The 19,910-nt window shown below is 69.2% G+C and carries 19 protein-coding genes and 1 pseudogene; 11 read left to right on the forward strand and 9 right to left on the reverse strand.

Annotated features, from left to right (window positions below):
- Positions 1 to 112 precede the first annotated feature (112 nt).
- The 5 genes and pseudogenes from AB0M08_RS10430 to AB0M08_RS10450 form a co-directional block, all read left to right on the forward strand.
- Positions 113 to 268: pseudogene (locus tag AB0M08_RS10430) on the forward strand (IS5/IS1182 family transposase); the annotation flags it as partial.
- Positions 269 to 464: 196 nt separating this feature from the next.
- On the forward strand, positions 465 to 1,334 hold the full coding sequence (locus AB0M08_RS10435) for a helix-turn-helix transcriptional regulator (RefSeq protein WP_364491271.1): 870 nt from the start codon (positions 465 to 467) through the stop codon (positions 1,332 to 1,334).
- A gap of 129 nt (positions 1,335 to 1,463) precedes the next feature.
- Complete coding sequence (locus AB0M08_RS10440; RefSeq protein WP_364491273.1) at positions 1,464 to 2,228, forward strand: MBL fold metallo-hydrolase; 765 nt, start codon at positions 1,464 to 1,466, stop codon at positions 2,226 to 2,228.
- 69 nt (positions 2,229 to 2,297) lie between these two features.
- A complete protein-coding gene (locus AB0M08_RS10445; RefSeq protein WP_364491275.1) occupies positions 2,298 to 3,767 on the forward strand; it encodes an MFS transporter in 1,470 nt (489 codons plus the stop codon).
- A 79-nt stretch (positions 3,768 to 3,846) separates the two neighbouring features.
- Positions 3,847 to 4,104 (forward strand): hypothetical protein, encoded by a 258-nt coding sequence (locus tag AB0M08_RS10450; protein WP_364491277.1) that lies wholly within the window; start codon positions 3,847 to 3,849, stop codon positions 4,102 to 4,104.
- Positions 4,105 to 4,226: 122 nt separating this feature from the next.
- On the opposite strand, the gene AB0M08_RS10455 is transcribed toward AB0M08_RS10450, so the two are convergent.
- The 4 genes from AB0M08_RS10455 to AB0M08_RS10470 are packed head-to-tail and all read right to left on the reverse strand — an operon-like array spanning position 4,227 to position 9,388.
- A complete protein-coding gene (locus tag AB0M08_RS10455) occupies positions 4,227 to 5,483 on the reverse strand; it encodes a CHAT domain-containing protein (RefSeq protein ID WP_364491279.1) in 1,257 nt (418 codons plus the stop codon).
- A gap of 11 nt (positions 5,484 to 5,494) precedes the next feature.
- Positions 5,495 to 5,743, reverse strand: coding sequence for a hypothetical protein (locus AB0M08_RS10460; protein ID WP_364491281.1), 249 nt, complete (start codon positions 5,741 to 5,743; stop codon positions 5,495 to 5,497).
- Positions 5,740 to 7,851 carry a hypothetical protein gene (locus AB0M08_RS10465; protein ID WP_364491283.1) on the reverse strand — a complete coding sequence of 704 codons (2,112 nt, stop codon included), beginning with the start codon at positions 7,849 to 7,851 and terminating at the stop codon, positions 5,740 to 5,742. Before AB0M08_RS10465 ends, AB0M08_RS10460 begins: the two co-directional genes overlap by 4 nt.
- Before the next feature lie 7 nt (positions 7,852 to 7,858).
- Positions 7,859 to 9,388 (reverse strand): hypothetical protein, encoded by a 1,530-nt coding sequence (locus tag AB0M08_RS10470; RefSeq protein ID WP_364491285.1) that lies wholly within the window; start codon positions 9,386 to 9,388, stop codon positions 7,859 to 7,861.
- Between the two features lie 223 nt (positions 9,389 to 9,611).
- Between AB0M08_RS10470 and AB0M08_RS10475 the strand changes: the two genes are divergently transcribed.
- The 4 genes from AB0M08_RS10475 (at position 9,612) to AB0M08_RS10490 (ending at position 13,794) form a co-directional block, all read left to right on the forward strand.
- Entirely contained in the window at positions 9,612 to 9,941 is a 330-nt protein-coding gene (locus AB0M08_RS10475) for a metalloregulator ArsR/SmtB family transcription factor (RefSeq protein ID WP_364491287.1), read from the forward strand.
- 116 nt (positions 9,942 to 10,057) lie between these two features.
- Positions 10,058 to 10,432, forward strand: a complete 375-nt coding sequence (locus AB0M08_RS10480) for a hypothetical protein (RefSeq protein ID WP_364491289.1) — start codon at positions 10,058 to 10,060, stop codon at positions 10,430 to 10,432.
- A gap of 126 nt (positions 10,433 to 10,558) precedes the next feature.
- On the forward strand, positions 10,559 to 12,031 hold the full coding sequence (locus tag AB0M08_RS10485; RefSeq protein ID WP_364491291.1) for an amidase: 1,473 nt from the start codon (positions 10,559 to 10,561) through the stop codon (positions 12,029 to 12,031).
- A 176-nt stretch (positions 12,032 to 12,207) separates the two neighbouring features.
- A complete protein-coding gene (locus tag AB0M08_RS10490; RefSeq protein WP_364491293.1) occupies positions 12,208 to 13,794 on the forward strand; it encodes an acyl-CoA dehydrogenase family protein in 1,587 nt (528 codons plus the stop codon).
- A gap of 66 nt (positions 13,795 to 13,860) precedes the next feature.
- Here AB0M08_RS10490 and AB0M08_RS10495 read toward each other — a convergent pair whose 3' ends face one another.
- Together AB0M08_RS10495 and AB0M08_RS10500 are read right to left on the reverse strand one after the other, a co-directional pair.
- Positions 13,861 to 14,736 (reverse strand): calcium-binding protein, encoded by an 876-nt coding sequence (locus AB0M08_RS10495; RefSeq protein WP_364491295.1) that lies wholly within the window; start codon positions 14,734 to 14,736, stop codon positions 13,861 to 13,863.
- Between the two features lie 283 nt (positions 14,737 to 15,019).
- On the reverse strand, positions 15,020 to 17,260 hold the full coding sequence (locus tag AB0M08_RS10500) for a CHAT domain-containing protein (RefSeq protein ID WP_364491297.1): 2,241 nt from the start codon (positions 17,258 to 17,260) through the stop codon (positions 15,020 to 15,022).
- Between the two features lie 393 nt (positions 17,261 to 17,653).
- Between AB0M08_RS10500 and AB0M08_RS10505 the strand changes: the two genes are divergently transcribed.
- Complete coding sequence (locus AB0M08_RS10505; RefSeq protein ID WP_364491299.1) at positions 17,654 to 18,052, forward strand: hypothetical protein; 399 nt, start codon at positions 17,654 to 17,656, stop codon at positions 18,050 to 18,052.
- Positions 18,053 to 18,064: 12 nt separating this feature from the next.
- Positions 18,065 to 18,457, forward strand: a complete 393-nt coding sequence (locus AB0M08_RS10510; RefSeq protein ID WP_364491300.1) for a hypothetical protein — start codon at positions 18,065 to 18,067, stop codon at positions 18,455 to 18,457.
- Between the two features lie 64 nt (positions 18,458 to 18,521).
- Here AB0M08_RS10510 and AB0M08_RS10515 read toward each other — a convergent pair whose 3' ends face one another.
- From AB0M08_RS10515 to AB0M08_RS10525, 3 genes are read right to left on the reverse strand one after another with little or no spacing between them, the layout of a single operon-like run.
- A complete protein-coding gene (locus tag AB0M08_RS10515; protein ID WP_364491302.1) occupies positions 18,522 to 18,926 on the reverse strand; it encodes a hypothetical protein in 405 nt (134 codons plus the stop codon).
- Positions 18,926 to 19,423, reverse strand: coding sequence for an EndoU domain-containing protein (locus AB0M08_RS10520; RefSeq protein WP_364491304.1), 498 nt, complete (start codon positions 19,421 to 19,423; stop codon positions 18,926 to 18,928). The genes AB0M08_RS10515 and AB0M08_RS10520 overlap by 1 nt, the downstream gene beginning before the upstream one ends.
- Complete coding sequence (locus tag AB0M08_RS10525; protein ID WP_364491306.1) at positions 19,416 to 19,910, reverse strand: hypothetical protein; 495 nt, start codon at positions 19,908 to 19,910, stop codon at positions 19,416 to 19,418. The genes AB0M08_RS10520 and AB0M08_RS10525 overlap by 8 nt, the downstream gene beginning before the upstream one ends.

Genomic DNA, 19,910 nt, shown 5'->3' on the forward strand with positions numbered 1-19,910 from the left:
CCGCCACAACTCCCACCGCGTCAAACGCCCCACCGACCACGGAACCCGCCACCCCGAACCAGCGATACCCATCGTGGCCTGCCCAAACGCCTTAACTTAACGGCATTGAGGCATGAGGTGGCAAGGGGAACGCGGCTTCGCCATCCTGATCGGGCGCTGGAAAACCCTTCGCCGCACCACCGCCAGTCCACGCAGAACCGGTGACATCGTCGCCGCCGCGCTCCACCTGACCCATTTCGAATACAAATACCTACCCGGATCTTGCTGAGATCACTTCACTGATCTGATCTCGCGGAAGCGGGAGACCGTCTGACCTCATATTTCATCGTGCACGAACGACATCGCGCAGCCGCGCGATGTCGTTCGTGATTCCTGTTCGTGAATGTTGGCCGGCTGCTATACCGCCCCCGGTGGCACCTATCAGCGGCCTTGTTAATGGGCGAGGTCTCTCCTAGCCTGAACGCGTGCGGAAACTTGCCATCGAATCGGATGTGCCCCCTCGTCTCGCTGAGTTGGGCAAATTCCTCGTCGCCCGGCGGGCCGAGACCTCGCCCCATCAGGTCGGGCTGCCGGCCGCGGGCCGGCGACGGACTCCCGGTCTGCGCCGGGAGGAGGTGGCGTTGCTCGCCGGTGTCGGTGTCTCCTGGTACACCTGGATCGAGCAGGGCCGCGCGCCGAACGTCTCCGGCGAGGTGCTGGACTCCATCGCCCGAGTGCTGGGACTCGACGACACTCAGCGGCTGTACATGCGCAGGCTGGCGGGCCTCAGCGTGGAGCACGTCGACTCGGTCTTCCGGCCGGACGTGCGTGCGCTCAGTCCGTTCGCCGACAACTGGCTGCCCAATCCGGCCTACATCGTCGACCGGTATTGGAACGTGGTGACGGCGAACAGCACCTTCGACGCCTTCTGGAAGTCCTCCGCCCGCTCGCAGATCAACGTCCTCGAGTACTTCTTCACCGATCCGTATGCCAGGACGTTGTATCCGCTATGGGACGAGGAAGCGTATCCGCTGGTCGCGCGCTTCCGTTCGCAGGTGGCTCGATATCCGGACGATCCGAAATTCGAGTCCATCGCTGGAAAGCTGGCGGACACGAGCCGTAAATTCTCCGAACTCTGGTCGCGGCGGATCGTGGAGGATGATGCCTGCGGTCCAGATCTGTGGTTTCATCCGGGTGCCGGAAAGGCTGCTTTCAATCGTACGTCGTTGCGATTCACCGATCGCATCGGACTGTCGATGGTAGTGTTCCTGCCGATTCCGGGTACCGGGACCGAGGCCGTCGTGCGGCGCATCGTGAGCACCGCCGGTGCGGCCGCCCTCCGGCCTTCTGCCTGACGCATCCGCATTCTCTGGAGGATTCTCCGTGACCTTGACTGACACCGACCGGTTGAAGCGGAGTCACCGCCCCGGGCTTTTCGCTTCGGGGAACATCAGATCACCTACGTGCCGGACGGCCTGGTGCAGATGAATCCCCGCATCTGGTTTCCGGAATCGTCGGACGACGACTGGTCGGCCCACGCGGACCACCTCGACGACGAGGGATTCCTCGTGGGTTCCATCGGCGGCCTGCTGGTGGAGCATCAGGGCCGGACCCTGCTGATCGACGCCGGCTACGGGGCCCATCAGGTCTCCGCGGAGCAGTCCCACCCCGCACTGGGCCGGCTGATCGGCGGTGATCTTCTGAATGGGTTCCGGCGGATCGGTCGAAGCCTGGCGGACGTCGATGTCCTGGCGCTGACGCACTTCCACGACGATCATGTCGGCTGGGCGCTGCCGAGGCCGGGGCAGGCGCCGGCGTTCCGGGAGGCCACCGTGGTCGCCTCGGCCGTGGAGTGGACGGCGCCGAGCCCGCTGCGGGCGTCCCGGGACCCGTCCCAGCGGCTCGTGCGTGCCGGGGACGGAGAAGAGATCTTCCCCGGCGTGACGGTGTGGCGGACACCGGGGCACACCGCGGGCCACACGGCGTACGTGCTCTCCTCGGCGGGCCGGCGGTTGATCGCCTTCGGGGACACGATGCATACACCGGTGCAGATCGGCCACCCGCAGTGGCGGTCGGTGTTCGACGCCGACCACGCCGCGGCGGTACGGAGCCGGCAGGCGCTCATCGCGGCGCTCGCCGAACCGGATACCGTCGGCTTCGGCGTGCACTTCGCGGACGTGGTGTTCGGCCGGGTGATCACCGGTGCCCAGGGGCCGTCGTGGGAGCCGGTGGACGATCCCGGGTGGTGAGGGTGTTGGTGCGGCTACTAGGTTAGCCACGCACTTCCTGCTTCTGCGCATTCGTCGGACGCTCGGCGTATGGCAAACACCTTCGCTACCGCCGCCGCGCCGCCGCGCATGACGGCCAGACAGCGAGCGACTCTGGTCGTCCTGCTCGGCGCACAGTTCATGTTCGCCGTCGACTTCTCCATCCTCACCGTCGCGCTACCCGAGATCCAGGGTGATCTGGGATTCGGCATCGACAGTCTCCAGTGGGTGGTCACCGCCTTCGCGCTCACCGCCGCCGGGTTCATGCTGCTGTTCGGCCGGATCGGTGACCTGTTCGGCCGCAAGCGGCTGTTCCTGTTCGGCATGCTCATGCTGACCGTGTCGTCGCTGGTGGGCGGGCTGGCGACGTCACCCGAGATGATGATCATTGCCCGGACCGCGCAGGGTCTGGCCACCGCGATCGTCACCCCGTCCGGCATGGCGCTGATCACGACGAGCTTTCCGGAAGGACCGCTGCGTAACCGGGCTCTGGGCCTCAACGGCGCGCTGCTCTCCCTGGGCTTCGCGGTCGGCGCGGTGCTGGGCGGTGTGCTCACGGACCTCCTGTCCTGGCGGTGGAACTTCCTGATCAACATCCCGGTCGGCATAGTGCTCTTCGTCGCCGCGCTGGGGCTGATCACGGAGTCCAGGTCGCCCAACCGGCCGAAGCTCGACGTTCCGGGTGCGATCACGGTGACCCTCGGGCTCCTGGCACTGGTCTTCGGGTTGACCGGCGCCGAGCGGGCGGGATGGAGCTCGCCGGAGACACTCGTGTCGCTCGGTGCCGCGATCGTGCTGCTGGTCTCCTTCTATCTGATCGAACTGAAGTCGTCGGCGCCGCTGGCTCCGGTCAGCGTCCTGCACAGCAACTCGGTTCGGTGGGGAAACCTCGGTGGCCTGCTCACCTTCTCGATGGAGTCGGGGATGGCTTTCCTGCTGACGCTCTACATGCAGCAGGTGCTCGACCTGAGCCCGTTCCAGGCCGGTCTGATGTTCGGCTTCCTGGGCACCGGCGCGTTCCTGGGCGGAAGCCTCTCCTCCAAGGTCATCGGTCGTCTCGGTGCGAAGAACACGCTGGTCCTGGGCCTGGTCGTGCAGGCGGTCAACACCGGTGTGCTGTTCTGGCTCGGCCAGGAGATGACGGTGAGCGTCGCCGTGGTGCTGCTCACCACCTTCGTCGGGGGCTTCGGCCACGTGCTCGCGATCGTCTCCTACACGGTGGTCTCCACCTCGGGCATCTCCGACGACGAGCAGGGCCTCGCCACAGGCCTCGCGACCATGACCCAGCAGATCGGCTTCACGTTGGGCACCCCGGTCGTGTCGGCGATCGCCGCCACACAGTACGGCGAACTGCACGACGGCGTGGCCACCCCGGCGGGCGTGCTCTCCGGGACCACGTTCGGCTTCCTGGTCGACGGTCTCATCATCCTGGCCGGCGCGGTGTTGATCGCGATCTTCCTGCGTACCGCCGTGGCACCGGCGCTCGGGGCGAGGGAGGCCACCGAGAACGTCTCGGCATGATCGCGCCCACGGCCGTCGATCGCGAAGCGACCCGAACGGTCCGATCCCCTGGAGGAAGACATGCGTCTGTCCAGCATCGATGACTATCTCGGCCCTCGGACCGGAGCTCCTCCACCGTGCCGCTCGTACCTACGACCTGGTCGTGCACCTTCCGATCGAATTCCCGCTGCCCGGCCCGGCGAAGCCGATCAGCGAGCGATTCCGCGAACTCTCCGACGCCCTGCTGCTGCGGACCCTCGCCACGGCCGGCATCCCGTTCCACATCGTCACCGGGACCTTGGAGAGCCGCATCGCCGCCCTCAGCGCGCGCGTCGAAGGACTTCAGAGCGCGTTCTAGATGGTGTGATGCCCGGGGCGTTGGTCGGGTGTCGGCAGCGCCTGTGCGGATGCCGCCGATCAGGGCCGCGCAGGATTGTCGAGGGCCTGAGCCGTGGAACCGTGGTTCAGGACCGTTCCGGTTCACCACGATGGGCCGGGTGGGAAGAGCACCGGGGTCTGGTGCTCGGGTGCGAGACCGGGCCGGCTCAGCAGGTGTGCTCGGCCTCGGGCGAAGGCATCCGGGACCGGGTGGCCGTCGAACAGGCCGAGGTAGAAGCCCACGCTGAACTCGATCGCCGCGGGGTCGCCGATAGCGGAGCGCATGCCGACCACGTGCCCGACGTGGGGTGCGAGCTGCCAGGCCAGGCGTTCGCTGTAGCAGGCGTTGAGGATGACGCAGCGCAGGGTCCTGCTGTGCAGGCTGAACAGGGCGGCCAGGCCCTCCGGGGTGACCTTGGTGCAGCGACCGTCGTTGTCCTCGATGCCCAGATTCCCGTCGCGGTCGCCGTGGCCGGAGAAGTGCACGACCGCGGGCTGGTGGTCGACCAGCGACTGGCTGATGTCGTCGAAGCGGACGGCGAGTGCCGGTTCGATCCGGTACCGGTCGCGATTGCGGGCGAGCTGCAGCCGTTCCTTGACCCTGCGCATCTCCTCGTCGGATCGCAGCGGCGGCAGATCGCGGGGGTTCGCGGCGAGATAGAGGATGCTCTGCGGCACGCTGGAGGGCGGCGGTGACGGCGGTACCGGGGGCTGCGCGGCCACGGTCAGGTGGTCCACCTGGGTACGGGTCACCGCGCCGCCGCTCGTGTACGTGGTTCGGGCCGTCAGCGGCACGTGCCGTCCGGCCTCGGCCACATTGACCTGGAAGGTGAACCGGGCCATCATCCCCGGGCCGAGGACGGAGATCCGGGATCGCGGGACGGCTCCGGAGAACGGCCCGGTGACAGCCATCATCACGTCCTCCAACGGGATCCCCGCGTCGTTGATCACCAGGATGCGCAGCTCGTCCCACGCGCCGAGAACCAGGTTCGGGGTCTCGCAGATGACGCCGAGCCGTCCGGTCGGCTGCGGGACGGGTGCCACCACGGGGGCGGCCCGTACCGACAGGCCGGCTCGCCACCCGGTGACGCGAACCGGTTCGTGGTTCTCGTCGCGGTAGGAGAAGTTGGTGCACACCAGGTCGAACGGGCCCGGGGTCCGGGCCTGCAGGGTGAGCTCGTGAACGTGGGTACGGCCGGCCGCCAGCACCGGGAGCACCACCCGGTCGGTTCCGCCCAGGAGCACGATCCCCGGCGGTAGGCCGACCGTGAACACCATGTCCGTGCAGGGCCCGGTGCCGGTGTTGACGAATCTGATCGACAGTGCCGACCGCAGCCCCGTGACCAGGTCGCCGGTCACCGAAACCTCGATCACGGCTGGGCCGCCGGCTCGGCCCATCCGTGCCGCTTGGCTACGGTCTTGTGGAACCGTTCGGCGCAGCTGCGGCAGTGCATGGCCGGCCGCGGTGCCGGCGAGGACTCGGGCTCGGAGTCGGCGAACGCGTCGTCGGCCGCGACGATCCAGCCGTGCAGTTCACACACCGGCATGCCGCAGTGGTGGCACAGGAAGATCTGCGATTCGTCCAGATCCTCGCCGTTGATGCCGCACTTGATGCTCATCGTGGTCCTCTCCGCTCGTCGAGCTCGGCCTGGATCCGGGTGATGATCTGGCGATGGGTCTGCTCGGAGATCCGTCCTTCGAGCAGCGCGACGTCGGCGGCCCGGCGGTGCTTGTCGGCGAGCGCGGCGGGGGAGATGCCGGGCTCGTGCCAGGATTCGCCGGCCGGTGGTTCGATCACCTCGCCGGTGAGGGCATCGTCCGGCGGCCCGCTGATGGCGGGGGCGCCGGCGGCCCGCCCGGCCCGGCCGGCGAGCAGTTGGATGACCCGGTCGTGCAATCCGATCCAGGTGTCCTCGATCCGCTTGAGCAGTTCGTCCCCGCGTTCGTCCGGCTCGACGATCACCCCGTCCGGGCCGGTGCCGTCCGGGCCGACGAGAGTGCCGAGCGCGTAGGCGCCCTTCACGCTGACCTGGGCGACGGTCTTGCCGTTCAGTGCGCCGGCCGGGCCGGACTCCTCGCCGCGCAGGTTGATGTCGAAGTCGATCGGGAACACGCCGGAGTACAGCCGGCCCGTGATGTCCCAGACCCGGTTCACCACGTTGGGCCGGCCGTCGTCCCGGAACGGCAGGTGCTCCACGACGCTCTTGACGTAGTAGCTGTCCGCGCTGATCGTGTTGGTCAGCTCCGCGACCGTACGCGGGTCGGGCACCACCCCGGGGAACTCGTCGGTCCTGTTCCGGCCGTACGCCACGTCGTCGGGACAATGCTCGTCCGGCACCACCCGTACCTCCTGGTAGCGCAGCGACCGGATGCTGACGTCGAAGTTCACCGACACCTTCGTCTGGGTCGTGACCTGCGGCTGGTTGCCCTGACCGCCGCCGGGCAGATAGACGGCGACGCCGGTGGCACCGGACAGCAGCCCGTTGAACGTGGCCTCCACGGTGCCCGACAACGTCAGCCGGGTTCGTTCGTCGTCGACCGGGCCGGCGCCGTCGAGCAGGGGCGCGGGCGAGGCGGGGACCTCCCGGATCGGCCGTTCGAACCGAAGCCCCAGCGTGAGGCTGCCGGTCGTCTGCGAGGGCGTGGGGAGCTGTTGCCACCGGACCAGCCGGCGGTCGCCGTCCCGGCCGGTCTCCACCCCGCCGGGCCGGGCGCCGTCCACGTCGCCCCAACCGAGTGGAACCCGCAGTTCGATCAGGTCGAACCCGGCCAGTTCGAGCCGCTCGCCCTCGGGGCCGAGGCCGACCCAGTGCAGGTCGATCTCCATGGCCCGCCGGTCCGACGCCGGCACCAGCGACGGGACGATCCACAGCGGAATCTCCGGCGGCTTGCGCCCGTCCTGCACCTCGTAGTCGATCGTGATGGTGGACGCGCGATGCTGCAACTCCGGATCGTCGGGGAACAGGTCGTGCTCGTCGGCGGATCCACCGCCGAGCGAGATACCGGCGCCACCGGCGAGCACCGGCGACTGCCCCGCCCGGAACGCCAGCCCGGCATTCCCTTTCAACAGGAGGAACCCGGCGGCGAATTCGACCGGCTCCGGTGGCGGGACCTTGAACTTCCGGCGGTACGCCTGCAGCACGGTGTAGCCGTCGTTGGCCGACATGTCGACGGTCATGGCGCCCGTGACGCTCTCCACCGAGGCGGTGTACTCGTCCTGATCCAGCCGGACGTATCCGGTCAGTCGCTCGACCAGGTCGACCGTGTTCACCTGGGGGACGAGGGGCAGCGGTGGGCGGAGGCGCCTCTCCGTCGCCCACCGGTGGTACCCGATCTCACCGCCGGCCACCAGGGCGCCGAGCAGCAGCAGGAGCAGGCCGGGGGTGGTGGCGGCGAAGAGCAACAGAAAGCCTGGTACGGCGATGGCCATCCCGGCGCCGACGACTCGCCATCGCAGGCCCCCGACCATGTGGTCGTGTTCCTTGCAGTGATAAACGGCCTCCCGCAGGCTGCTGCCCAACTGCAGGCCGGCGAACTCGCGGCTGACCGCCCGTGCCTCGCCCCCGCCGCCGGGTGTACGTACCCGGACGCCGTCCTGGTCCAGGATGAGTGGCGTGTGTTCGTCGCACATCGGCCGCTGGCAGTGGTGGCACACCGAGAAGACGGCGGCGCTACCACACTCGTGACAGCGCACTCGGGGTGCGCGATCCACCAGGGTTTCGGTCATGAACCGCTCACTTCCTCGAGGTCTGTTGAAAGCGGAACCGCTCGCGCAACGTCAGCTGCAGAGCGTTCATCTCGCGGGTCAGCTCCCGGTGGTTCACCGGCAGCGTGCCCAGCACCGAAACCTTGAGCTGGCCGCTCTCCTTGTCGTCACGGATCCTGACCCGGTCGCCCAGGATCTGCTCACGGTCGAGGCGGGTACGCCTGCCCTCCACCGCCACCAGCAGGAACAGCTCGTCCGGCCCGTGGCTGCGGGTGGCCTGCAACAGCCAGCTCGGGGTCACCGGGTCGGGAGGGGCCGGAGGGCCGGGCGCCGGTACCTTCTCGGCCTTGAACCCGGCGTTGTTCAGCACGGTCAGGATGTCGGTGATGCGCTGCTCATCCGGTATGACGTCGTCGAAGACGAATTGCTGGTACGGCGAGAAGCGCCGAGTGGCGAAGATGTCGTCCGGATAGATCGTCGCGTGGACTCTCAGCTTGGTGGTCACCTCGGGCCGCCGGACCTGTCGCTGCCCGGTCGCGTCGTAGGGCCGTACGTCCAACCCGGACAGCAGGTAGCCGGTGATGTCCACCTGGGCCTCGACCGCGAGTTCCCGCTGCTGGAAGAGTTCGCCCGGATGCCCGATCTTCAGGAAGAGGGAGACCTCGTGATAGCTGCGCAGGTTGCCCCTCGTCTGCTCGCCCTCCATCGCGACCTGTGGCACCGGCACGTCCTGCCACTCCAGCCGCCCCCTGTCCTTGGCCGGGTTGTAGCGGATCGGCGCCTCCCGGATCGAAGGCCCACCGGCGTCCGGGCCGGGCTCCGCCACGTACAGCTGGGTGCTGCGCAACGAGGTGAGTGCCGGCCACGCGATCGACATGTGCTTCACGACGGGCTTGGGCTTCGCCGTCGCGTACTTGATCGGTATCGATATCTTCACGGTGATGCGCAGCAACAGCTCGCTGTCGAAACTGGCCTGCTGCCGGAGCCGCTCGATGATCTTCGACGGCTCCTCCCGCTTCCGGGTCACGCTGTCCAGCACGGTCTCGAACGCGTGCGACAGGCTGTCCGGGTCGTCCAGCCCGACGTCGAGCTCGATCGGATTGAGCGACGGGTTCGCGGGCTGGTAGTCGTAGGCGATACTGCACGCCTTCCGGTCACCGGTCAGATCGAGCGTCCCGTCCGCCGTCGCGATCGGGACGGTCAGTGGCAGTGCGCCGGCCGTCCCGTGCAGTCGCAGGCTGGGCAGCAGCCCGGTCGTCCGGGTGTGATCGGAGATCAGCAGGTGCCCGATCGTCGCCCGCCGATCACCGGTCATCCCCTGCTGCGCTCCGAGACCCTGCTGTACGTCGGCGACGGCCAGCCGGGAGAAGAACTCCCTCCCGTCGTACGGGACGAGGATCTCGATCCGGCCGGTACCGTCGCCGGCCTGCCGGAGTGATTTGTTCTTGGAGATGTCCTGCTCCACCGAGTAGATCTCGGTCAGCGTGACCTTGCTCGGCGTCGCTCGTGCGAACAGCGTGCCGTCCCCACGCGACCGCCGCGCCCCCAGGATCGACAACGTCCTCAACCTCCAACGAATCGCGTCGGTGAGTCTTCGAGGCGGCGAACGCGAATGACCGCCGCGTTTCTCACTGACGGACCGGAGCGCGGGGGCTCTTTGCCGCCGGCGGGCGGTAGTGCCCCTCGCCGCAGCGGACTGCTAGCATTCCGACTTGAAGAATTCTTCAATTCGGCATATCGGCAAGTCTGGGTCCGGGCGGGGGTGACGAGTGTCGGGTCGGGTGCCGCTCTATCAGGCGAAGGCCGAGTTGTTCCGTACGCTGGGCCATCCGGTTCGTGTCCGTGTCCTCGAACTGTTGCAGGACGGGCCCCGGGCGGTGCGGGACCTGCTGGCCGAGATCGACGTGGAACCGTCGAACCTGTCGCAGCAGCTGGCCGTGCTGCGCCGAGCCGGCCTGGTGTCCTCGACGCGTGAGGGCGCGTTGGTGGTCTACACGCTGAGCACGCCCGATGTGGCGGATCTGCTCGCGGCGGGGCGCCGGATTCTGGCCAACGTGCTGACCGACCGTGACGGCCTGCGGGAGCAGCTCGGCACGGACTCCACCGCGTGACCACTCGGCGGACGGGACCGCCGCCGCACCGGGCCGACCGAATCGCGATCAGGTGAGATCCCCGACGTGACCTGCGACAGGCGCCACCCGGGCATTCGACAGAGGGAGAGCATCACATGGCCGACATCGAGCAGTCACTCAAAGAGGCGATGGCCATCGAGGGAGCCATCGGCGTGGCGCTGTGCGACCACACGAGCGGTCTCACCCTGGGCGTCAGCGGCGGCGACCACACGATGGACATGACCGTCGCCGCCGCAGGAAACACCGACCTCGTCCGCGCCAAGATGCGGACCATGCAGATGCTCGGTCTCGGCGACGGCATCGAGGACATCCTGATCACCCTGGACTCGCAGTATCACCTGATCCGGCTGCTGCGGACCCGCGGCAGCGGTGACACGATGTTCCTGTACCTGGCGCTGCACAAGAACCGTGCCAACCTCGGCCTGGCCCGGCACAAGCTGCGACAGATCGAAGCCGACCTCGACCTGTGAGCCCGTCCGGCGCGTCCGTTCGGGTTCCGGCCCGACGGCGGACGCCCGGCGGATCTGTTCGCCTGACCCGTCGCGGTGGGCTCGTGCGGGGGCACGCGAGCCGCCGCGATGGGGCAGTCTGTGGGTATGACCGACTACGCGTACTCGACCGCGTCTGAACTCACCGCGGCGATGGAGAGCGGTGAGATGTCGGCGGTCGAGCTCGCCACGGCCGCGATCGACCGGATCGAACGACTCGACGGCGACATCAACGCGATCTGCGTGGCGGACTTCGACCGGGCACTCGCGGCGGCGGGCGAGGCCGACGCGGCGCGGGCCCGGGGAGAGACCGGGCCGGTGCTCGGCGTCCCGATCACCATCAAGGACTCGATCGACATCGCCGGACTGCCCACGACCTGGGGATTCCCGCCTTTCAAGGACAACACGGCGGCCGCCGACGCGGTCGTGGTCGCCCGGCTCGCGGCGGCCGGGGCGGTCATTCTCGGCAAGACGAACGTGGCGCTCGCGCTCGGCGACTTCCAGTCGTACAACCCGGTCTACGGCACCACGAACAATCCGTGGGACCTCGGGCGTACGCCGGGTGGCTCGTCCGGCGGTTCGGCCGCCGCCCTCGCCGCGGGGTTCGGCGCGCTGTCGATGGGGTCGGACATCGGTGGCTCGTTGCGCGTCCCGGCGCACTTCTCCGGGGTGTACGCGCACAAGCCCTCGATCGGTCTGCTCCCGTTGCGCGGGCACACGTTCCCGGGCACCCGGCCGCTGCCCGAGCTCGGCGGCGACCTGGGTGTCGTCGGCCCGCTGGCCCGCGGCGCGGCCGATCTCGGAATGATGGTCCGCCTGCTCGCCGATGCCGACGAGGAGGGACTCGGCCTCGCCTACCGGACCGCGGTGCGCTCCGCCCGGCACGACGACCTGGGCGCGTTCCGGGTCCTGGTGCTGGACGCGCACCCGCTCGTCCCGGTCTCGTCCGAGGTGCGCGCCGCGATCGGCGACCTGGCCACCCGGCTGGAGGCGTCCGGGGTGACGGTCCGGCGACAGAGCCCGCGCCTGCCCGATCTGGCCGAGGGCGCCCGCTCCTACATGAGGCTGCTCCAGGCGAGTATCGCGGCCGGCTTCCCGCCCGAGGTCTACGCGGCCGCTCTGACGGCGGCGGCCGCCCTCGACCCGGCCGACACCTCGTTGTCCGCCGAACGGGCCCGGGGTCTCGTCCTGAGTCATCGCGACTGGGCCGCGGCCGACACCGTCCGCGCCGTTCAGCGGGCCCAGTGGGCTGAGTTCTTCACCGACGTGGACATCGTGATCGCGCCGGTCTCCTCGATCCCGGCCATCCCGCACGACCACAGTGAGCCGATCTCGGCGCGCACCGTCGCGATCGACGGCGTGGCCCACTCCTACTTCGACCAGCTGGCGTGGGCCGGCATCGCGACGGCGCCCGGTCTCCCGGCGACCGCGGTCCCGGTCACCCGCTCGGCGCGGGGGCTGCCCATCGGCGTCCAGCTGATCGGCCCGCTCTTCGAGGACCACACCCCGATCCGCTTCGCCGAGCTGATCGAGCGCGAGTTCGGTGGCTTCACCCCACCCCCGATCGACGCGCTCGCGTAGCGGCCGCCAGTGAGGTGACCTTTCGTGATGTCGCGGTCTCGTTGAGTGATATTGAATTCCACAGTAGACTCAGGTTCGCTGTGTCACCCGGGCCGGAATGACGCCCCGGTGACCGACTCCGGCACCCGTGCGTCCCGGAGTTTGGCCATTTCAGGACCCCTCGCGAGGAGCGAGCGATGGATGCGGAAGCCATCCGCCACGATGCTGTTCTCCCGGCTGTCACGGACGACCATCCGGAAGCGTCGCCGACGACGCGGATGCTGGGTTTCCTGCGCGACTACGCCCGGAATTTCCTCAACTCCCGGCTGCTGGACGAGCGCCGCTCGTTGCCGCCCGCAATGGTCTCCGACTTCGCCGACGTCGGTCTGCTCGGTTTGCAGATCCCCCGGAAGTACGGTGGGCAGGAGATTTCCCACGCCGACCTGAACCGCGTGTTCACGCAGCTCGGCGCCATCGACGCCAATCTCGCCGTGCTCTGCGTGGTGCACAACACGTTGGGGACTCCGCCGGTCAGACTCGCCGCGTCAGAGGAGGTCAAGGACCACGTGCTGCCGCGGTTGGCCAGTGGGCGGGCACTGATCACCAGCGCGATCAGCGAACCGGGTATCGGTTCGCACGTCCGTGGAATGACGACCGACGGGGTCCGGAACGCCGATGGTTCCTACACGATCAACGGCGCCAAGAAATGGATCTCGCTGGGTGGGGACGCGCGGTATGTGAATGTCTTCGCCCGGCTCCGCGACGAGCACGGCCGGCCCATCGGCATCACCGGGTTCCTGGTGGACGGCCGAACCCCCGGTTTTGAGATCGGTCCGGAAATGCTGACGCTGGGGCTACGTGCGGTCGCACAATACGATCTCGGCTTCAAGGACCTGCGAGTTCCCCACTCTGCTCTGCTCGGCGAGGAGGGGAACGGTCTCGACCTCGCCAAGGCGGCGTTCATGAGCGGTCGAGTGGTGCTGGCCGCGGCGACGCTGGGTGCGGCGATGCGGTCGCTGGAGCTGGCCCAGCGATTGGTGAAGGGCCGGAGAGTCGCCACCGGCTCGCTGGCCGAGAACGGGCGGATACGCGAGGTGCTCGCCGAGGCCGGGGCCGGCGTGCAGGCCGTCGAGTCGCTCCTCACCCGCATCGCGACCCTGCAGGACGCGGGCGAGGACGTACCGGAAGCCTGGTTCTTCTGCGCGAAGATCCTCGGGTGTGAGCTGGGCTGGAGCGCCATCGACAGCGCCCTCCAGGTGATGGCCGCCCGGGGTTTCCTCGACACCAACACGGTCGGTCAGCACTTCCGGGACTACCGGTTGTTCAGGATCTTCGAGGGTTCCACCGAGGCGATCGCGGTGTACCTCGGCACCATGCTCGTCCGGAATCCCGACGAGTTCGCCAAGCTCATCCACCAGGCCGCGCCGACGGCCCAGGTGCTCGATCTGGCCGATCAGGTCGCCCAGATCGGGGCCGACCGTCCCGACGATGCCGGTGCGCGGCACATCCACGCCGCGGTGGTCGGCGAACTGGTCTGCTGGACCCTGCTGACCATGGTGACCGGCGAGGTCGCCCACCGTACCGCGATGCACGGGTACTCCGCGTCCTGGACCGAGCACCAGCTGCGGTGCCGGATCCGTGACGCGCGGCTGGACCGACACCGGATTCTGCCCACCGCAGCGGAGTTCGCCGACCACATCGGCGGCTTCGCCGACGCCATCGGCGATGTCGATCAGCGCCGCTGGCCCGGCGAGGAGTGGCGCCGCGATCCGCTGCTCCTGTGAAAACCCGTGCCGCGGTGGCTGCCCGGGGTGCCGCCGCCCCGAATGCTCCGGGGCGGCGGCACTCTGTCAGACCAGGGTCTCGCAGTCGGTCACCGTTCCGGCGGCCGTGCAGATGTCGCCCGGGGACGAGGTGACGTTGGTGCCGCCGTAGATGTGCTCCCTGAGCGCGTCGGCGCTCGACGGCGAGGAGTAGAGCCGGTCGTCGCCATCCCCACCGCGCAGGGTGTCGGTGCCGCCGTTGCCGTACGCGATGTCGTTGCCCGTACCGCCGCTCAGGTTGTCGTTGCCGGTTCCGCCGTAGAGGGTGTCGTTGCCGGCGCCGCCGTCGAAATAGTTCATGCCGGACTCGTCCGACATGATGTCGTTGCCGCCCAGTCCCCGGAGGCCGTCGTCGCCGGGGCCGCCGTAGAGGCGGTCGGCGCCGGAGCCGCCGTAGAGGTTGTCCTTGCCCGCCTCGCCGTACAGGACGTTCGCGCCGTTGCCGGCCATCAGGTCGTCATCGCCGGGGCCGCCGTACATCTTGTCGGCGCCGCCCTTGCTCTGCAGCGTGTCCGACCCGGCGCCGCCGTAGGCGATGACCGGGAGCGAGGTCTCGTTGTAGAGCCAGTCGCTCTTGGAACTGAAATTGACCTTGAGCAGCTTGGTCGCCTTCTTGGTGGTGCACTTGACCTTGGTCTTGTCGCCGCTGACCCGTTTGCAGCCGGCGCCCGCCTTGATCGCCCAGCTGCCGTAGCCGTCGATGGTGACGGTCCGCCCGGAGCGGGTCACGTGGATCATGTTGGCTTTACCGCTCGCCGACACGAAGGTCACGGTGGTGCCGGAGACCTTCGCGGTGCCGTGGACGGTGGCCGCGAAGGCCGCCGGTGCGGCGACCGTCGTGCCGGCCGTGACGGCGGCGGTGATTATCGCAAGCGCGGCGAGGCCGCGCCGGGAAGCGCTCATGGTGATTCCCTGGTGCTCGAAACGTCGATCCCCATGATCGACGTCCGCGGATCATAGGTTGTGCGCCGCCCCCTGTCTCCATCTTCGCGGGTCGTATGGGGCTGAATCCGATGTGGACTTGAGGCGGAATCGCCATGCGTGACCGGTCCCGCACTCAAACCCGGTCGGCACTGGGTCTTCACCGCTGTTGTCGCTCCGCTCGGGTGGCCCGCGTGGTGGTCACCGGCACCACGACGTATCTCGGCGGCGGCCACGGCCCTGCCGCGGTGACCCGCCGTGCGGGTCAGGCGCCGGTGTAGGCGAAGGCGGCCCAGAAGCGGGGGTCGGCGTACGGGTTGTCGGAGGGTGGGGGCAGGACACCGGGGACCAGGGCGGTCAGGTCGGCCCGGGTGGCGTGGCGCAACCAGTGGCGGGCGCGGTGGAGAGCCAGTGCGGGCTCGTCGTCGGACGTACCCCAGAAATGGTAGAAAGCGGTCATCGCATACATGGTGGCCAGGTCGTCGACCGCCCAGCCGGTGGCGATGACGCCGGCGAAGCCGATCTGGAGCAGGGCAGAGGGGAGGCCGACCACCTCGTTCGGCAGGGCGGAGCCGACCGTGTTGGTGTGGCAGGCGGAGAGGACGGCCAGGCGGCGCCGGTCCGGTCGCAGGGTGGCTGCCAGTTCGGCCAGGGTCACCGCGCGGTCGGCGAAGTGCAGGCGGCTGGCCTGGATGTCGTCCGGCTCGGCGTCGCCGTGGCAGGCCAGGTGCCAGACGGTGTGGCGGTCGGCGGTGGCGCGGAACTCGGCCCACGTGCAGTCGTGCACGGCCGTCGCGGCGCGGCCGGGCCAGCGGGCGGTCACCTCGGCCGTCTCGCGGGCCACGTGCCGCAGACGGTGGTGAGGGTCGCCGGGCGCGTCGACGGCCAGGAGCGTCTGGTCGGCGGTCCGCAGTCGAACGGCCGCGGCGCGGGAGCGGGCCAGGGATCGTACGTTCGGGGCGTAGCGGATCGCGGAGAACTCGCCGATGTGGTGGTCGCCCGGTCCGTGTTCGCCGACCGCGTGCAGCGGCAGCAGGTTGAGCAGACCGATCGGGATCAGCGTCACCACCCGGCCGCGGGCGCTCAGCCAGACGAGGTTGCGCAGTCCGCCGTCCCACAGCAGACGGAGGGTCTCGTCCATCGGGCCGGTGGGCGCGGGCCCGGCGGGGGTGAGGTCACGGGCCGGGCCGGGCGGGACTGCCGCCGGTGCCCGGGTGGTCAGGCCGGCGATGGTGGCGCGGTCGAGGTCGGGCAGGTCGACGTATTGCGGGTCGTGGGTGGCGGCCACCACCAGCGCGTATCCGCCGGCCCGGGCCGCCGCCAGGTAGACGATGGCGCCGTCGCCGGTCTGCGCGGTGACGTCCGGGTAGGTGATCGTGCCGGGGGAGCCGTCGGCACCGGAGGAGAGGGCGACGGCGCGGCCGGTCTCCAGCGCCAGGACCGCCTCCCGGAAGCGGCCGCACCGGGCCAGCCAGTAGCCGGCCTCCTCGGCGTACTCCTGGGCGGCGAGCAGGACCCGGTCCCGGGCGCCGGCGTCCTGGCGTGCGGTGGCGTCCTGGGCGGCGAGCGTGACCAGGCGTTCGTACGCCTCGGCGGCGTACTCGGCCACCCCCGTACCGGCCGCCCACTCGGCCCAGGCCAGGGCGAGCCGGGCCAGCGCGGCGGGGCTGCCGGGTGCGTGCGCCGCCCGCCGCCAGGCCTCCTGCCGTCGCTCCGGGGTGCCCCGGCCGGTGAGCGCGTCCCGGGCGGCGAGCACCTCCTGCCGGAGAACGGGATCGTCCACGCGACGGACCAGCCGGACCGCCTCGGAGAGACCGTCCCCGGAGCCGAGCGCCCGCATCAGCAGCAGCCGGGCGAGCGGCCCGTCGGCCGGCGTCGTGCGCCGCCACCAGGTCAGGCCGGCCCGCCGCCCGGCGCGGCACAGGGCGATGCCACGGTCCAGGTCGTCCCGGGCGATCAGCAGGCCACGGGTGGCGAGGGCGGCCGGCGTCCGCTCGGTCAGCGCGTCGACCGCGGCCGTCAGGGAACCGCGGAGGATGTGGCGCCGGGCGCGCAGCAGGGCCGATCCGTCCCGCGCGATCAGGGCGTCCAGCGGGCCGAAGTCGTCGTGCAACTCGGCACGTTCGATCGCCGCGTCCGCCCCGGGATCGCCGGTGGGTGGCAGACCCTCGACCCGTTCCGCACGCGTACGCCGGATCGTGTCCCGGAAGCGGCGCCGGTCGCGCGTCTCCCGGATCCGCTGGAATCCCCGGTGATGCGGGTCGTTCAGCACGTCCGCGGCCCGGCGCGCGACGTCGCGCATCGCGGCGTCGAGCTCGGCCTCGCGCGGATGCCCGGCGAAGTCCTCCCGCTCGAGCAGCCGGATGCACATCGACACGAACTGGCGTGCCTTGGTGCGCCGGTCGTTGTCGTTGTCGAGATCGCGGGTGTCGATCAACGGATGGCGTCCCAGCAGGTACTCGACGGCACCGGCGAAGTCCCCGTACTCCGCGGCCAGCCGGACCATTTCGATGTCGAAGAAGCCTGGACTCGGGGACTCGAGCCAGGACCGCCACGCGTCGCGTAGACCGGCCCGGTCACCACGAAGGCCGGCGTCCTTGTATTCCCAGATGTGGGTATTGGTCTCGGCGACTGCGCGCCAGAGCGGGTCAGGGTCGTGCGCGGCCTGGAATCGGTATTCAAAGATCTGCGCTTCGTGCTTCCACGGCTCGGCGAATGACGGATCGGTCGGGTTCCCGCACTCGGGACACCGGCCCGGCCAGGGTTCATATGGATTGTCCTCGCCTCTCCCGCAGGGAAGACAGCGCCAGCCCTGAACTCGGGCGCCGCGCGGCGGTTGGTAGCCGTACGAGGTTCGCAGCACACCGATCTCTGACGGACCTGTCCGTCAGAGATCGACATGCGACTGTTCCGCCGGGCGCCCCGGTCCCGTTTCCCCGCCGACATGCTCCCCTGGCTGGAGTCCTTCGGCCGGCATCGGCTCGACGGGTTCACCAGCAGGGTCGACACCGAGGGCGTGTGGGAGCGCATCGCGCAGTTCATCGAGGTGGTCAAGACCGACCGGGACGGCTTCCTCGGCGACCTCGCCGCGCTGGTCGCGGACGATCGCGGCGGGTTCGCCACGCTCGGTGCGGCCGGCGTCGTCTGGGAGGTCTTCGGCGGCGAGGCGCTGCGCATCCCCGGCGCTCTGGTGCTCATCGACGCCGGCATCGCCGTCAAGCAGGCGCGTGGCCTGGCCGGGATCGCGTTCACCGGTTACGAGTGGCAGCGCGTCCAGGAACTCCGTAACCCCTCCTGAAAGGACCGTACGGTGGAAGGCTTCATCTGTTTTCTGATCGTCGCCGCGTTCGTCGGCGTGTTCGCGTGGCAGCTCTCCGAGACGCGCCGGGCGGTGGCGACCACGGTCGTCGAGACGCCGCTCTCACCCGCCGAGGCGGCCGACGTGGTCCGGGAGGCGTTCACCGGCGTCCGCGCGCCTCTCTGGACCCGCAGCCCCGGCCCCGGCACGATCAACATGCGCCGCCGTGGCGTCAACCGCGGCATCACCATGTCGATCGACATCCGGCCGCACCCGGACGGCGGCTCCGAGGTCGCCATGTGGGCCTCCGAGACCGTGACCTATCTCGGTCTGCTGGTGAACTTCGCGGGCGTGGTGAACCGCCGCAAGTCCGCCATCGGCCGCGCGATGACCGAGACGGCCTAGGGTCGGCCTCAAGGAAAGGTCGCGGCGGTTGTGGTCACCAGCCGCAGCCGCCGTTCCCGGCTCGTCAGCCGATCACATCAGCCCGGCCGAGGAACGGGTGCCCGCTCTCCCGCTCCCATGCCAGGACGCCGCGCTCCTTCTCCTCCTGGCTGGGAGCGATGAAATCGAGGTACTGCAGGATGACCGCTCGTGCCTCATCGAAGGTGTACGTCGTGGGATCGGGATGCGGCCCGAGGCTCTCGATCGTCACTCCGGCCGGGTGGAAGCGGACGACGGCGGAGTTCCCCTCGTACTCGTCGTAGGCGACTCTTCCCGCGGCCACCTCATCGATGCATTCCAGCAGGCCGACACAGTCCGGGGCGTACCCCTGGATGTCGCTGACGAGTTGGGAGCCGATGCGGATGAAGTGCTTCGACTCGGTTGAGAAGTCCCGATAGCCGTTGTCGTCTCGGAAGAACCTGACGTCCATTACCTTGCCTCACCGATGATCGGCCATGCCGAGTACCAGAAGTTAGGGTTGCTCTCGTTGTAGAAGCCCTGGATCTGCAGGCCGTTCGCCGTGCCGACCCACTTACCGGGCTCCTTGGGGTGAGGGTTGCCGTTCCGGAAGGCTTCTTCGATCGACTCGTCCACGCGCTGGGGCGTCCAGTTGTCGGGGAAGAAGGTGCTGGAACCCTTCTTCTGGTGCCAGTTCCCGTCCGGGCCGAGAGTATCAACTCGGGCTCGGTACGTGCCGGTCACGTCCGTTTCCAGAATGAGCTCCTTGCCGTTCGCATCGCGCCGGACGCGGGCACCGGGCGGATTCTCACCCAGGAACCTGTGATGAAAACCGCTTCCTGCGGGACGAGGCCGGGCCGCCATATTGGTGTGACCCTGGAAGATGTGCTCGTATCGACGGTGCTGGGTTCTGTTGTTGAGCCACTGCTCGACCTGCCGGAAGATGCCGGAGCGGCCGCGTTTACCCACCGAGGACCGCGTTCAGAGCGAGGTCGGTGAGCTGCTCGACGATCAACTCGGTGATCATCTTGAATATGGGGATCTCGGCCAAGGAGGCGCCCAGGGTCACCACTGCTGTCGCTATCGCCTCTGCGATCTCGATGGCCAGCAACGTGAGCTGGATGATTACATTGATTTTCAACGCAAGGACGATTCCGGCGCAGACCATCAACCCGGCCCCGATCATCGTGGCGGCCGTCGCCCCGTCGTCCAGGTTGCCCTTGGCGCTCTCCGGATCGTTCCACCGCTGCTGGAATGCTTCGACCGCGGAGCCTTCATTCCCTGCCCAGACCAACTGTGCCGCAGCGTCGGCGTCACTCACCCCGGTTCGTAGCGGCTCGGTGAAGGCCACCCAGGCCTGTCCCATCTCGAACAGCTTCGTCTCGTCCGCCTCGGGCCAGTTGTACCCGAGCATGCCGAGTACCGAGACCAGCTCACTGGGCAGTTGCAGACCCAC

It is taken from the genome of Actinoplanes sp. NPDC051851 (assembly GCF_040681165.1).
Classification (GTDB): domain Bacteria; phylum Actinomycetota; class Actinomycetes; order Mycobacteriales; family Micromonosporaceae; genus Actinoplanes.